The following is a 13541-nucleotide window of genomic DNA, read 5'->3' as shown; positions in this document are numbered from 1 at the left end:
CCTCGGGCGTCCGGATAACCTGTAAAGTGGCAGCCGAGGCAGACGCGAAGTTTTTCATCGGGCCGACGGGCTGGTCTTTGCGGGTAGAAACGGTCCCAAAGCTGCTCAACGTTAAGGTGCGACAGCGTCAAAACACTGAGGATCACCAGCGCAATAAAAGCAAACAGACCTACACCGGGTTGCAAAAAAGCATAGTCCTGAACTTTGATTGATGCGACGCCAATGCCCACCAGATAGATATCAAGCATCACCCACTCTTTGAGCCTTTCCAGCATCAGCAGCACTGGGCGCAGGTTCATCCCAAGAATATTGCCAAACCACAGATAAGCGATTGAGGTCACGAGAATGATGGGCGCACCGGCAACGCAAAAGAGTACGAAGGATGCGGTGAGTGGGTCGCCTTGTCGGGTCATTTGCCAGATGCCTTGCAGCACATTGGCGTCAATGCGCACACCTAATAAATAGATGTGCAGGAGCGGTTCTCCCCAGGCAAAGGGCATCAGCAGCAGCATGGTGAAAGCCATAGCCGCCAGTCGTGTTAATGACCAGTCGCGTCCGTCACGAATTTTTGCCTGACAGCGTGGGCAAAATGCACTTTGGTGCGAACGCATTTTAGGCAAGCTAAAGATCAGGTCACATTCAGGGCAACGATGGTAATGCGCACGAGGGAGTGCATCACCAATGGACCTGATGGCTATTTTTTTAGTCGGCGTGATGCGTGGTGTCGTTAAGGCCATGTATCGCGAATCAAATTGTTGAAGTAATGTTATCTTAACTCATGACGGGAATGATCTTGAGCATTAACGCATTTAATGTTTATTTTAGTAGGCTGCAGCTTTAAGTAAGACAACTAAGTGATTACATAATGAACAAAACAGAGCTATACACGGATCTGAACCGTGACTTTCAGGCATTAATGGCAGGTGAAACCAGTTTTCTGGCAACGCTGGCAAATACCAGCGCGTTGTTGTACGAACGTCTTGCAGAAGTAAACTGGGCCGGTTTTTATCTGCTCGAAAACGATACGCTGGTGCTGGGACCTTTCCAGGGAAAAATCGCCTGCGTGCGGATCCCGGTAGGACGTGGGGTGTGTGGGACCGCAGTAGCGCAGAACCAGGTTCAGCGCATTGAGGACGTTCATGCTTTTGACGGACACATCGCATGTGATGCCGCCAGCAACGCTGAAATCGTCCTGCCAATCACCGTCGAAAATCAGATAATCGGCGTGCTGGATATCGATAGCACGGCGTTTGGCCGCTTTACTGACGAGGATGAACAGGGGCTGCGAACGCTGGTGGCACAGCTTGAAACCGTGCTTGCAACGACGGATTACAAAAAATTCTTTGCGCGCGTCGCAGGATAATCAACGGATAACGTAGCAATTACTGATGACGTCATTATAATGTCGCCTGTTCATGCCTGCGCTTGTTGGCTACGTCCGTTGTAATCAGGAAATTTCATGGAAAATCAACCTAAGTTGAATAGCAGTAAAGAAGTCATCGCGTTTCTGGCCGAACGCTTCCCGCAGTGTTTTAGTGCGGAAGGCGAAGCACGCCCACTGAAAATTGGCATTTTTCAGGATCTGGTAGAGCGTGTTGAGGGCGAAATGAACCTCAGCAAGACGCAGCTCCGCTCTGCCTTACGTCTCTATACTTCAAGCTGGCGCTATCTGTATGGCGTTAAATTGGGCGCAACGCGTGTTGATCTCGACGGCAACCCTTGTGGTGAGCTGGATGAGCAGCACGTTGAACATGCTCGCAAACAGCTGGAAGAAGCTAAAGCCCGCGTTCAGGCGCAACGTGCAGAGCAACAGGCGAAAAAACGCGAAGCAGCCGCTGCTGCCGGTGAAAAAGAAGACGCACCGCGTCGCGAGCGTAAGCCGCGTCCTGCACCGCGTCGTAAAGAAGGCGCTGAGCGTAAACCTCGCGCTGAGAAACCAGCAGCAAAAGCACCGCGTGCTCCTCGTGAAGAACAGCATACCCCGGTATCTGATATTTCAGTACTGACGGTAGGGCAGTCTCTGAAGGTGAAAGCAGGTAATAATGCGATGGATGCCACCGTATTAGAAATCACCAAAGATGGCGTCCGTGTACAGCTGAATTCGGGTATGTCTTTGATTGTACGCGCAGAACACCTGGTGTTCTGAAACGGAGGCCAGGCCTGGCATGAACACTTTTTTTAGGCTTACTGCGTTAGCTGGTCTGCTTGCATTAGCAGGCCAGGCACTTGCTGTGGAAGATATCACGCGTGCCGATCAAATCCCCGTTTTAAAGGAAGAAACCCAGCATGCGACGGTAAGTGAACGTGTGACATCGCGTTTTACGCGTTCGCACTATCGCCAGTTCGATCTGGATCAGGCGTTTTCGGCAAAAATTTTTGACCGCTATTTGAATCTGCTCGACTACAGCCACAACGTGCTGTTGGCGAGCGATATCGAACAGTATGCAAAAAAGAAAACGGTCCTTGGCGATGAACTGCGTACCGGCAAGCTGGATGTTTTTTACGATCTCTATAATCTGGCGCAAAAACGCCGATTTGAACGTTATCAGTACGCTTTAAGCGTACTGGCACGTCCAATGGATTTCACCGGTACCGACACCTTTAACCTCGACCGGAGCAAAGCGCCATGGCCGAAGAGCGAAGCAGAGCTTAACGCGCTGTGGGACGGCAAGGTTAAATTTGACGAACTCAGCCTGAAGCTGACCGGCAAAACCGATGCGGAAATTCGTGAAACGCTGACGCGTCGCTACAAGTTTGCGATTCGCCGTCTGGCGCAGACCAACAGCGAAGATGTGTTCTCTCTGGCGATGACGGCTTTCGCCCGTGAGATCGACCCGCATACTAACTATCTCTCTCCACGCAATACCGAACAGTTCAATACTGAAATGAGCCTGTCTCTGGAAGGTATTGGCGCGGTTTTGCAAATGGATGATGACTACACCGTCATTAACTCCATGGTGGCGGGCGGCCCGGCAGCCAAGAGCAAAGCAATAAGCGTTGGCGACCGTATTGTCGGCGTGGGTCAGACCGGTAAGGGAATGGTCGACGTGATTGGCTGGCGTCTGGATGACGTTGTTGCGCTGATCAAAGGACCCAAAGGCAGCAAAGTTCGCCTTGAAATCCTGCCTGCCGGTAAAGGAACCAAGACGCGTACCGTCACGTTAACGCGTGAACGTATTCGTCTCGAAGACCGCGCCGTGAAAATGTCCGTGAAAACCGTTGGCAAAGAAAAAGTCGGCGTACTGGATATCCCTGGCTTCTATGTTGGCCTGACGGATGATGTCAAAGTTCAGTTGCAGAAGCTGGAAAAACAGAACATCAGCAGCATCATTATCGATCTGCGTACTAACGGTGGCGGCGCGCTGACCGAAGCCGTTTCGCTCTCCGGTCTGTTCATTCCTTCCGGCCCGGTGGTTCAGGTTCGTGACAATAACGGTAAAGTGCGTGAAGACAGCGATACCGACGGCGTTGTGTACTACAAAGGCCCGCTGGTAGTGTTAGTCGATCGCTTCAGTGCTTCGGCATCAGAGATTTTTGCTGCGGCAATGCAGGATTATGGTCGTGCGCTGATCGTTGGTGAACCGACTTTCGGGAAAGGCACTGTACAGCAGTATCGCTCTCTGAACCGTATTTATGATCAGATGCTGCGTCCGGAATGGCCGGCGCTGGGTTCTGTTCAGTATACGATCCAGAAATTCTACCGTGTAAACGGTGGCAGTACGCAGCGTAAGGGCGTTACGCCGGACATCATCATGCCGACAGGTAATGAAGAAACGGAAACCGGTGAGAAGTTTGAAGATAACGCGCTGCCGTGGGATAGCATTGATGCTGCGACTTACACCAAATCAGAGAATCTGACGCCGTTCGGACCTGAATTGTTAAAAGAGCACAATGCACGTATTGCCAACGATCCTGAGTTCCAGTACATCATGAAGGATATTGCGCGTTTCAATGCGATGAAGGATAAACGCAACATCGCTTCTCTCAATTACGCTCAGCGTGAGAAAGAGAATAACGAAGATGACGCAATGCGTCTGGCGCGTATCAACGATCGGTTTAAGCGAGAAGGTAAGCCGCCGCTGAAAAAACTGGACGATTTACCGAAGGATTACCAGGAACCAGATCCCTACCTGGATGAAACGGTAAAAATTGCGCTTGACCTGGCGCATCTTGAAAAAGAAAAGCCAGCGGAACAGCCCGCAACCAGTAAATAACCTCCAACAGGCACAAGAAATTGTGCCTGTTTTTTTAACAAACGCATGAAGACGTCAGTGTGATACGATAAAATGTAAAGTTGTGTCTTTCTGGTGACTTAGCACCTATGGATGCTTGAAAATAGCCATAAGACCCATACGATATGGGTAATCGCATAGTGCGTTTTGTTAAATTGAGGTTAAAAGAAAATTATGATGCGAATCGCGCTCTTCCTGCTGACGAACCTGGCTGTGATGGTCGTTTTCGGGCTGGTATTGAGCCTGACAGGGATTCAGTCAAGCAGCGTTCAAGGCTTGTTGATCATGGCACTGCTGTTTGGTTTTGGTGGTTCCTTCATTTCGCTGCTGATGTCCAAATGGATGGCGTTAAAATCCGTTGGTGGGGAAGTGATCGAACAGCCTCGCAATGAAAGAGAACGCTGGCTGATGAATACGGTAGCGAATCAGGCTCGCCAGGCTGGGATCGCTATGCCGCAGGTTGCAATCTACCATGCGCCAGATATTAACGCGTTTGCTACCGGTGCGCGCCGGGATGCTTCGCTGGTGGCTGTGAGTACAGGCCTGTTGCAAAACATGAGCCCGGACGAAGCCGAAGCCGTTATCGCGCATGAAATCAGCCACATTGCTAATGGCGATATGGTTACCATGACGCTCATTCAGGGTGTGGTGAACACCTTCGTTATCTTTATCTCACGTATTCTGGCGCAAATTGCCGCTGGCTTTATGGGCGGAAACCGCGATGAGGGTGAGGGCAGTAACGGCAACCCATTGATCTACTTCGCAGTGGCGACGGTGCTGGAACTGGTGTTTGGTATTCTGGCGAGCATTATTACCATGTGGTTCTCACGTCATCGTGAATTCCATGCGGATGCCGGTTCAGCAAAACTGGTGGGGCGTGAGAAAATGATCGCCGCGCTGCAGCGTCTGAAAACCAGCTATGAGCCGCAGGAAGCGACCAGCATGATGGCGTTCTGCATCAACGGTAAATCCAAGTCGTTGAGTGAGCTGTTTATGACTCACCCGCCGTTGGATAAACGTATTGAAGCGCTGCGCAGCGGAGAGTATTTGAAGTAAGTTAATGACTGTCACGGGGCACTCGTTGCTCCGTGACTCATAAAATATAATGGCTATTTAAAGCTATCGATTAAAGCCTCACCCAGACTATTCTGTCCCAGTTCAGCTTTACCTCTCATTCAGTCATTTTTCTCTGCCGGGGACGAAAATATTCCTTGCCGCTTTATCTCTGGTAAAAACATTGGAGCCCCGCTGGCTGGCAAAAAGAACAGTGCCGGGCATTTGATGAAACCCAGTGGTAGACGGGCTATCATTGACAGCCCGTCTGGTAGGAAAAAACTAAATCAGAACTGGTAGTTTAATGATACCCAATAGTTACGGCCCGGGTTTACGTATCCGGTAGTGGATTGTGCAGTCTGATAGTAATCTCCTGCGTAGGTGCTATTACGGCCCACCTGGTAAAGTTTAACCTCGCTAAAGTCTTTATCCAGCACGTTATTGACCGCCGTATTCAGCGTCAGATCTTTGGTCAGCTTATAAGACATTCCCATGTCGAGAACGGTCCAGGCTTTTAAATCAGCGCCTTTATCGTCATAGACGGCCTTTTGTACTGCGCTGAGGTTGTTGTAATTTTCGGTAAAGCGTGGAGCTTTACCGCGATAACGTGCGCTCAGCCAGGCATTCATATCTTCCGTTGCCTGCCAGTTCAGGCGAGCATTAGCCATATGTTTTGGCGTGTAGCTTAACGGCGCGCCTTTATTGTCACCATCTTTTTGCTTGCTCTGGGTGTAGGTGTAGTTGAGGGATAAAGTCAGCACATCCGACCACAGAGGGAAGGTGCTGGCAAATTCAACGCCATCGGTCCTTGCCTTTCCGCTGTTGGTATAGCTGTTGGTATTATCATCGATAGAATACGAGACAATTTTATTTTTGTATTCGGTATAGAAGCCGGTAATGTTGGCGTTCAGCCCGGTGTCGTTCTCGTAATACAGCCCGGTTTCGTAGCTGATACTCTCCTCAGGTTTTAGGTCCGGATTACCGACCGTATTCACGGTTCCTTGCGCGGTTACGCCGCTGATCTCGTTATGTAACTGGCTCAGTGATGGTGCTTTATAACCTGTCGTCACTCCGCCTTTGAGCGTCCATTCGTCGGATACGTCCCAAACCATATACGCGCGTGGGCTGAGATGACCGCCAAAGACATCGTTATGCTCGTAGCGTGTCCCTGCGGTTAAGGCCAACGAGTCGAGAATATGCCATTCATCTTCTACATAGGCTGCCCACGTTTTTTGATGGAACGTTTCGCCGGTATTGGCCAGCACCACACCGTCTTTCATCCGCGCATCCCAATATTCCCCGCCGAGGGTTAAGAGGTGCGAATCACCTAATGGCGTCAGCAGTACTGAGTCCAGAATGACGTTGGTGTTCTTCAGTTCACGTGCGTCACCGGCCCGGCCTGCGTTCTCTGGCGTGAGTGCGGAGGAGACCAGTTGTCGTCCTTTGTTCTCAGTTTCATTCCAGCCGAGGGAGGATTTCCATGTGCCGAACGTTAAGGCGGTATCGTGGCCGAGGGTGACTTTGTTACGCTCATAGCGCAGCGTTTTATCGTAACCCCCCGTCAGGTTACCCAACTGACCGTCATCGTTATCATAGCGCTGTCTGGCGGAGTCGAGATCTAACCATAGCGTATTGCTTTCATTCGTCTTCCAGTCGAGTCGCGTGCCGATGTTATAGTTTTCTGACTCGGTAGGATAAGGTACGCGGGTGGAGGAGGTATCGCTCAGGGAGGTAACGCTGGAACCCTGACGTTGGGTGGTGCTACCCCGAACCTGCATATCCAGTACGCCAGCGATTAACGGGCCGCTTGACCAGAAGTTGGCGACCGTGCTGTTACCCCATTTATTACTCTCTTGCAGGTTAACGCCGGTATTGATGGAGGTGCTCCATTTATCGGTGCTTTTTTTGGTGATGATATTCACCACGCCACCGATTGCGTCGGAGCCATAAAGCGTCGACATCGGGCCGCGGATCACCTCAATATGATCGATTGCCGCCAGTGGAGGCATAAAGCTGGTATTCATAGCTGAGAAGCCGTTTGGCGTCACATCGCTGCTGCCGTTTTGACGAATACCATCAATCAGGATCAGGGTATAACTGGCGGGCATGCCACGAATGCTGATCTCCAGACCACCGGTTTTACCGGTGCTGCTTTCGACATCCACCCCTTCAACAGAACGCAAGGCTTCGCCTAAATCATTATATTTATTGGTTTGTAACTCTTGCTGTGAAATAACGGAGACGCTGGCGGCAGCGTTGGTGATTTTCTTTTCGTAACCGGAAGCGGTTACCACCATAACATCTTCAGCAAAGGCCAGGGGACTGGAAAATCCTAGACAGGACAGAACAACAGAAGCAATAGGTTTTAAGCGCATAGTCAAACTTCCTTTGTTAAAAATTCAAAGGAAGTAAGATAATTGATGGGAATGATAATAAAAATAATTATCATTATATGTTTACATAACTTATCACTTCTGGTGTTTTTCTTGAATAAATATACATAAATTGTCATTAGTTTTAGCTAAGTAAATAGCGTAAATGACCAATAATTAGTATTTGTAATCATTAGGTTGTAATTAATTTGCCATTAATTGAATGGCTAACATTTAATCTATTTTCTGCGATTCAGAAGGTACTCAATTAGGAGTATCAGAAAAAAGTATGATAATTTTAGAAAATCGTCATACTTTTCTGCGCCGCATCATTTTTTTCGTCATTTCAGTCCGCCATAATCCCTTCCCCAGGAGACCGTTTAACGGAATTGAATCGTTGAGCGGCATAAAAATAACGCAAATCTGGATAACATAATGATTAAAGGCAAGCTGGCACTGCTTACGTGCGCATTGACTCTCGCATTAACCTCACCACTTCTCGCCGCGCAAAATGTGAGCGAGGGTCAGACGTTGAAGCTGGCAATTGGACCTGAGCCAACGGAAGGGTTTGACCCGATGCTGGGCTGGAGTCATGGCAGCTATTTGCTTTTGCATGCACCATTATTAAAACAAAACGCAGATATGAGCTGGGGTAACCTGCTGACGGAAAAAGTTGAAACCAGCGCTGACGGCAAAACCTGGACGTTGACGTTAAAACCCGACCTTAAATTCTCCGATGGTTCCCCGCTAACCGCTGAAGATGTGGTGTTCACCTATAATAAAGCCGCAAAGAGCGGCGGCAAAATCGACATGGGAAACTTTACTCATGCCAGCCTGAAAGATAACCGCACGGTAGAAATCACGCTGCGCAGCCCGCAGAGCACCTTTGTGAACGTGCTGGGCTCTTTGGGTATTGTTCCCGAAAAACGGTATGACGAAAAAACATTCGCCAAAAATCCGATTGGCGCGGGCCCCTATCGGTTGGTGAGTTTTCAGCCGGGGCAGCAGTTGATCGTGGAGGCGAACCCCTGGTATGCCGGTAAGAAAAATGATTTCAGTAAGCTGGTGTTTGTCTTCCTTGATGAAGATAACGCTTATGCCGCAGCGCGCAGTGGTCAACTGGGACTCGTGCGTATTGCGCCTTCGATGGCGGTCGCCCCTCAACAGCAGAGTTTGAAGCTTTGGGTACGCGACAGCGTGGAAAACCGTGGCATTGTGTTCCCGATGGTTCCTGCGGGTAAAAAAGACGCCAATGGTTATCCGATCGGTAACGATATCACGGCTGATATCGCCATCAGACGCGCCATCAACTACGCCATCGATCGTAAACAACTTGCCGATCAGGTCATGGAAGGTCATGCGATTCCGGCGTATAGCGCGGTTCAGGGCCTGCCATGGCAGGGACAGTCAGTTGCGTTCAAAGATGGCGACAGCGAAAAAGCGCGGATGATTCTGGAACAAGCCGACTGGAAGGTGGGGAAAGACGGCGTACGCGTGAAAGACGGTAAAGAGGCTCGCCTGACTCTGTGGTACGCCAGCGGTGACAGTACGCGCCGGGATTTAGCCGAGGCCGTACGTGCGATGCTGGAGCCCGTGGGTATTCAGGTCTCGCTGCAATCCGGAAGCTGGGAAACCGTTGAGCGGCATATGCATGCGAATCCGACGCTGTTTGGCTGGGGAAGCCTGGATCCGATGGAGCTTTTCCATCACTACAGCAATCAGGCCGCGGGCGTGGAATACTACAATCCAGGCTATTACAGCAATCCCGTCGTTGAACAACATCTTAAACAGGCCATTGATGCTCCGGACTGGCAAAAAGCGTTGCCTTTCTGGCAACAGGTGGAGTGGGATGGCAAGCAAGGGGCTGGGGTGCAGGGCGATGCCGCCTGGGCATGGCTGCTGAACATTCAGCACACTTATCTGGCAAATCCGTGTATTGACTTAGGCAAAGGCGCGCCGGAGATCCACGGTAGCTGGTCCCTGCTCAATAATCTGGATGAATGGACCTGGACCTGCCGTTGATGAAGTCTGTTGTAGGCCATTTTCTACGGCTGATAGTGTTATTAGTGCTGGTTGCGGCTGGCACTTTTATGCTGCTCAGCTTTTCTCCTGTCGATCCGATTCGCGCCTATATCGGCAACGATCTCCTGCACGTGCCGCCGGAACAATATGCGCGTATCGCTGCTCGCTGGGGATTAGACCAGCCGTTATGGGAGCGTTTTGGTCACTGGTTTATACGTGTATTGCAGGGCGATCTCGGCTACTCAATGTTGTTTAATGCACCGGTTGCCAGCGTAATCAAGGAGCGCTTTGCGACTTCGTTTGCCTTGCTTGGCGGCGCGTGGCTGCTCTCCGGCATACTGGGAACGGCAATGGGGTTTGTCGCGGGTCGTTATCTGAATCGCTGGCCGGATAAAGCAATCTGTCGACTCAGCTATCTGCTTTCGTCGTTGCCGACCTTCTGGATTGGCATGCTGCTGCTGGCGTTATTTGCCGTGCGCTGGCCGGTATTTCCGGTCTGCTGCGCGTGGGAGCCGGGCAACAGTGGTGATATGGCCACGCTGGCTGAGCGTCTGCGCCATTTAGTGCTGCCCGTTTGCGCGCTAAGTTTATTGGGACTTGGCCAAATTACACTTCATACACGGGAAAGTATCGCCAGCGTGATGAAAAGCGATTTTGTCCGTTTTGCGCGTTCTCAGGGAGATAAAGGCTGGTCGCTGCTGCGTCATCAGGTTCTGCGCCATGCTATCACGCCCGCGCTGTGCCTGCAGTTTGCCTCGCTGGGAGAATTGCTGGGCGGCGCACTGCTGGCGGAAAAAGTTTTTGCTTATCCGGGACTGGGACAGGCCACTATTGATGCCGGATTACGCGGCGATCTGCCGTTACTGATGGGAATTGTGTTGTTCAGTACCGTACTGGTGTTCATTGGCAACTCGTTGTCTACCTGGCTTGTCCATGTGTTGAACCGTGCTCTGGAGCGACCTGATGCTCTATAATCCGACGCCGACGCTGATTCGTCTTCTGCTCTCTTTTAGCTGCCTACTAGGCATTGCGGTGTATGGCGCCGCGACGCAGGATAACCCATTGAGCGTTAATCTGCTTGCCCGTCATTTACCGCCTGATGCGCTGTATTGGTTTGGCACCGATAACCTCGGTCGCGATCTGTGGATTCGTTGCTTTCAGGGCGCGTTAACCAGTCTGCAAATTGGTATTGGCGCGGCGTTGTGCAGCGGCTTCATCGCATTAATGATGGCGGCGGTTTCACGTATACATCCGCGTCTGGATGTACTAATGCGTCTGATTACCGATGCCATGCTGTCAATGCCGCATCTGCTGTTGCTCATATTGATCTGTTTCACGCTGGGCGGCGGAAAAAATGGGGTGATTATGGCGGTTGCGTTGACCCACTGGCCGCGTCTGGCGCTAATCCTGCGTGCCGAAGCGCAGCGCGTGGCCCACAGTGACTATCTGACGTTAACCTGGCGTCTGGGACACGGACATTTTTACTGCTGGCGGCATCACTATCTCCCGGCATTGTTACCCCAGTGGTTAACGGGAACCTTGCTGATGTTTCCCCATGCGGTGTTGCACAGCGCGGCGTTGAGCTTCCTCGGTTTTGGGCTGGCGCCGCATGAACCATCGCTGGGCCTGTTGCTGGCTGATGCGCTGAGGTTTATCAGTCATGGCGACTGGTGGTTAGTGCTGTTTCCCGGGCTGATGCTATTCAGTCTGGTTATGTTATTCGATCAGCTCGCAAGGGCAGTGCATCGTTTATGGTTACGAGGTGACGCATGTTGAGTTTAAGACAGGTCTCGCTGGACGTGGCGCGTTATCGCTGGTACGGCGCGAGAAACTGGTCTTCGCTGTTGCAGGATATCTCTTTCGACGTAGCGCCAGGTCAGATGGTGGCGTTAGTTGGGGGAAGTGGGGAAGGTAAAAGCCTGTTGCTGCAATGTCTGCTTGATCTCTTACCGGACAATTTGCGTTTCAACGGCTCCATCACCCTGGAAGGGAAAACGCTGGATAGTGATGATATTCGCAAATGTCGTGGCAATACTTTCAGCTATGTCCCGCAAGGTGTTCAGGCGCTTAACCCGCTGCTCTCGATTGAAAAGCATCTGCGCAGGGCAAGTCAGCTCTCTGGCCAGGCCTGGAATGCCGGAAAAATTGAACGATTGCTCCAGCGTAGCCAACTGGAAAGTCGCGTATTAGATGCTTTCCCACGCCAGCTTTCGGGGGGGATGGCGAAACGTGTTCTGGCCTGTCACGCGTCGCTGAGCCAGGCTCGCTATATTCTGGCTGATGAAATTACCGCCTGGCTTGATGCACCGCTGGCTAATCAACTGCTTGAACAGCTACGTGAGCAATGTGAGCAAGGGGCTGGCGTTTTATGGGTAACGCACGACCTTACGCTGGCCGCTCGCCACGCGGACCGCATTGTCGCGCTGCATCAGGGAAGGGTGTCGGATAACGTCAGCCGGGAACAGCTGTTACGCGGAGAGATCAGCGAGCATCTGCAACGCCAATGGCGGGCGCTGCCTGAAAGAAATCAACTTTTTGGAGAGCGCGATGCTGTGCTGTCGTGAGGTGACGATTTGTCAGGGAGGAAAGGTGCTATGGCAAAATCTGACCTTCTCTCTGCGCCCCGGAGAACGCATTGGGGTTTGCGCACCCAGCGGAACCGGCAAAACAACGTTGGGGCGCGTACTGGCGGGCTGGCAAAAACCGACCTCGGGTGACATTCTGGTTGATGACCAACCGCTGCCAATGCACCAGTATTGCCCGGTGCAACTGGTGCCACAGCATCCGGAATTAACCTTTAACCCCCGGCGTAGCACTGGCGATGCGGTTTATGATGCCTGGCGACCTGATGCTGAACTGCTTACCCGTCTTCACATCAATCCTGAGTGGTTAACCCGCCGTCCCGGACAGCTTTCTGGCGGTGAACTGGCGCGAATTGCTTTACTTCGCGCGCTGGATCCGCGGACACGTTTTCTTATTGCCGATGAAATTACCGCCCAGCTCGATCCTTCCATTCAAAAAGATATCTGGGTATTACTGCTTGAAGAGTGCCAGCGTCGGCCATTAGGTATGCTCATTATCAGCCATCAGCAGGCTCTGCTTGAGCAGATTTGCTCCAGAAAACTCATTGAAGCGTGAGGCAATAACGTGCAGTAATGTCTATTGATTAAATTGTTACGTTATATTATAACAATTCACTCGCAAACGATTTGAGGGTGAAATTTTGGCTATTCGTTTTAACAAACTGACAATCGCTCTGGGGATGCTTTTAGTCAGTGGGCAGGTTTTGGCGCATGGTCATCATTCCCATGGTGCGCCGATGAGTGAAGCAGAACAAAAGGCGTCGGAAGGGGTATTTGATGATAACCAGGTGCAGAACCGGGCGCTGTCCGACTGGGATGGCATGTGGCAATCTGTCTATCCGTATCTGGTCAGTGGCGAACTTGATCCGGTTTTCAAAAAGAAAGCGGAGAAAGATAAAAGCAAAACGGCAGAACAAATTAAAGCTTATTACCGTACAGGCTATGCAACCAATGTAGACACCATCGGCATTGAAGATGGCGTGATGGAATTTCACACCGGTAATCAGGTCGCATCGTGCAAATACGATTATGCCGGGTATAAAATCTTGCACTATAAATCAGGCAAGAAAGGTGTACGGTATCTGTTTGAGTGTAAAGCCGCTGACAGCAAAGCGCCTAAATACGTGCAATTCAGCGATCATATTATCGCGCCGCGTAAATCGAGCCACTTCCATATCTTTATGGGAAATACCTCGCAGGCCGCCTTGCTTGAGGAGATGGAAAACTGGCCTACCTACTACCCTTATCAGCTGAAGGGCGAAGAAGTAGTGGATGAGATG

Annotated in this window: 11 protein-coding genes and 1 pseudogene; 10 read left to right on the top strand and 2 right to left on the bottom strand. The window is 51.1% G+C overall.

Annotation, left to right across the window (positions count from 1 at the left end):
* Positions 1-737, bottom strand: a pseudogene (yebS, locus tag FDW87_RS22720) (membrane integrity lipid transport subunit YebS); the annotation flags it as partial.
* Positions 738-865: 128 nt separating this feature from the next.
* On the opposite strand from yebS, the gene FDW87_RS15110 reads away from it, so the two are divergent.
* The 4 genes from FDW87_RS15110 (at position 866) to htpX (ending at position 5288) form a co-directional block, all read left to right on the top strand.
* Complete coding sequence (locus tag FDW87_RS15110) at positions 866-1363, top strand: GAF domain-containing protein (protein ID WP_016152783.1); 498 nt, start codon at positions 866-868, stop codon at positions 1361-1363.
* A gap of 96 nt (positions 1364-1459) precedes the next feature.
* Positions 1460-2146 (top strand): RNA chaperone ProQ, encoded by a 687-nt coding sequence (proQ, locus tag FDW87_RS15105; protein ID WP_003833781.1) that lies wholly within the window; start codon positions 1460-1462, stop codon positions 2144-2146.
* Positions 2147-2165: 19 nt separating this feature from the next.
* A complete protein-coding gene (prc, locus tag FDW87_RS15100; RefSeq protein ID WP_016156287.1) occupies positions 2166-4214 on the top strand; it encodes a carboxy terminal-processing peptidase in 2049 nt (682 codons plus the stop codon).
* Between the two features lie 192 nt (positions 4215-4406).
* Positions 4407-5288, top strand: a complete 882-nt coding sequence (gene htpX, locus FDW87_RS15095; RefSeq protein ID WP_003034964.1) for a protease HtpX — start codon at positions 4407-4409, stop codon at positions 5286-5288.
* 284 nt (positions 5289-5572) lie between these two features.
* On the opposite strand, the gene FDW87_RS15090 is transcribed toward htpX, so the two are convergent.
* Positions 5573-7660 (bottom strand): TonB-dependent receptor, encoded by a 2088-nt coding sequence (locus FDW87_RS15090; protein WP_137379896.1) that lies wholly within the window; start codon positions 7658-7660, stop codon positions 5573-5575.
* Positions 7661-8092: 432 nt separating this feature from the next.
* Between FDW87_RS15090 and FDW87_RS15085 the strand changes: the two genes are divergently transcribed.
* The 6 genes from FDW87_RS15085 to zinT all read left to right on the top strand — a co-directional run.
* Entirely contained in the window at positions 8093-9679 is a 1587-nt protein-coding gene (locus tag FDW87_RS15085) for an ABC transporter substrate-binding protein (RefSeq protein WP_137379895.1), read from the top strand.
* A complete protein-coding gene (locus tag FDW87_RS15080) occupies positions 9679-10653 on the top strand; it encodes an ABC transporter permease (RefSeq protein ID WP_016156289.1) in 975 nt (324 codons plus the stop codon). Before FDW87_RS15085 ends, FDW87_RS15080 begins: the two co-directional genes overlap by 1 nt.
* A complete protein-coding gene (locus FDW87_RS15075) occupies positions 10643-11455 on the top strand; it encodes an ABC transporter permease (protein ID WP_109018264.1) in 813 nt (270 codons plus the stop codon). The genes FDW87_RS15080 and FDW87_RS15075 overlap by 11 nt, the downstream gene beginning before the upstream one ends.
* Complete coding sequence (locus FDW87_RS15070; RefSeq protein WP_016152790.1) at positions 11449-12243, top strand: ATP-binding cassette domain-containing protein; 795 nt, start codon at positions 11449-11451, stop codon at positions 12241-12243. Before FDW87_RS15075 ends, FDW87_RS15070 begins: the two co-directional genes overlap by 7 nt.
* Positions 12227-12817: an ATP-binding cassette domain-containing protein gene (locus FDW87_RS15065; RefSeq protein WP_016156291.1), complete on the top strand. Its 591-nt coding sequence runs from the start codon at positions 12227-12229 to the stop codon at positions 12815-12817. Before FDW87_RS15070 ends, FDW87_RS15065 begins: the two co-directional genes overlap by 17 nt.
* A gap of 85 nt (positions 12818-12902) precedes the next feature.
* On the top strand, positions 12903-13541 hold a 639-nt coding region (gene zinT, locus FDW87_RS15060; protein WP_137379936.1), incomplete at its 3' end, for a metal-binding protein ZinT.

The sequence above is a fragment of the Citrobacter sp. wls826 genome (assembly GCF_005281245.1).
GTDB lineage: Bacteria > Pseudomonadota > Gammaproteobacteria > Enterobacterales > Enterobacteriaceae > Citrobacter > Citrobacter braakii.
This window is presented reverse-complemented; position numbering and strand designations above follow the sequence as displayed.

Bases quoted from the DNA above. Each gene is read 5' to 3' on its own strand.
- FDW87_RS15080 (WP_016156289.1), top strand. From the start codon at position 9,679: ATGAAGTCTGTTGTAGGCCATTTTCTACGGCTGATAGTGTTATTAGTG.
- FDW87_RS15075 (WP_109018264.1), top strand. From the start codon at position 10,643: ATGCTCTATAATCCGACGCCGACGCTGATTCGTCTTCTGCTCTCTTTT.
- htpX (WP_003034964.1), top strand. From the start codon at position 4,407: ATGATGCGAATCGCGCTCTTCCTGCTGACGAACCTGGCTGTGATGGTC.
- prc (WP_016156287.1), top strand. From the start codon at position 2,166: ATGAACACTTTTTTTAGGCTTACTGCGTTAGCTGGTCTGCTTGCATTA.
- FDW87_RS15085 (WP_137379895.1), top strand. From the start codon at position 8,093: ATGATTAAAGGCAAGCTGGCACTGCTTACGTGCGCATTGACTCTCGCA.
- FDW87_RS15110 (WP_016152783.1), top strand. From the start codon at position 866: ATGAACAAAACAGAGCTATACACGGATCTGAACCGTGACTTTCAGGCA.
- FDW87_RS15065 (WP_016156291.1), top strand. From the start codon at position 12,227: ATGCTGTGCTGTCGTGAGGTGACGATTTGTCAGGGAGGAAAGGTGCTA.
- FDW87_RS15070 (WP_016152790.1), top strand. From the start codon at position 11,449: ATGTTGAGTTTAAGACAGGTCTCGCTGGACGTGGCGCGTTATCGCTGG.
- FDW87_RS15090 (WP_137379896.1), bottom strand. From the start codon at position 7,660: ATGCGCTTAAAACCTATTGCTTCTGTTGTTCTGTCCTGTCTAGGATTT.
- proQ (WP_003833781.1), top strand. From the start codon at position 1,460: ATGGAAAATCAACCTAAGTTGAATAGCAGTAAAGAAGTCATCGCGTTT.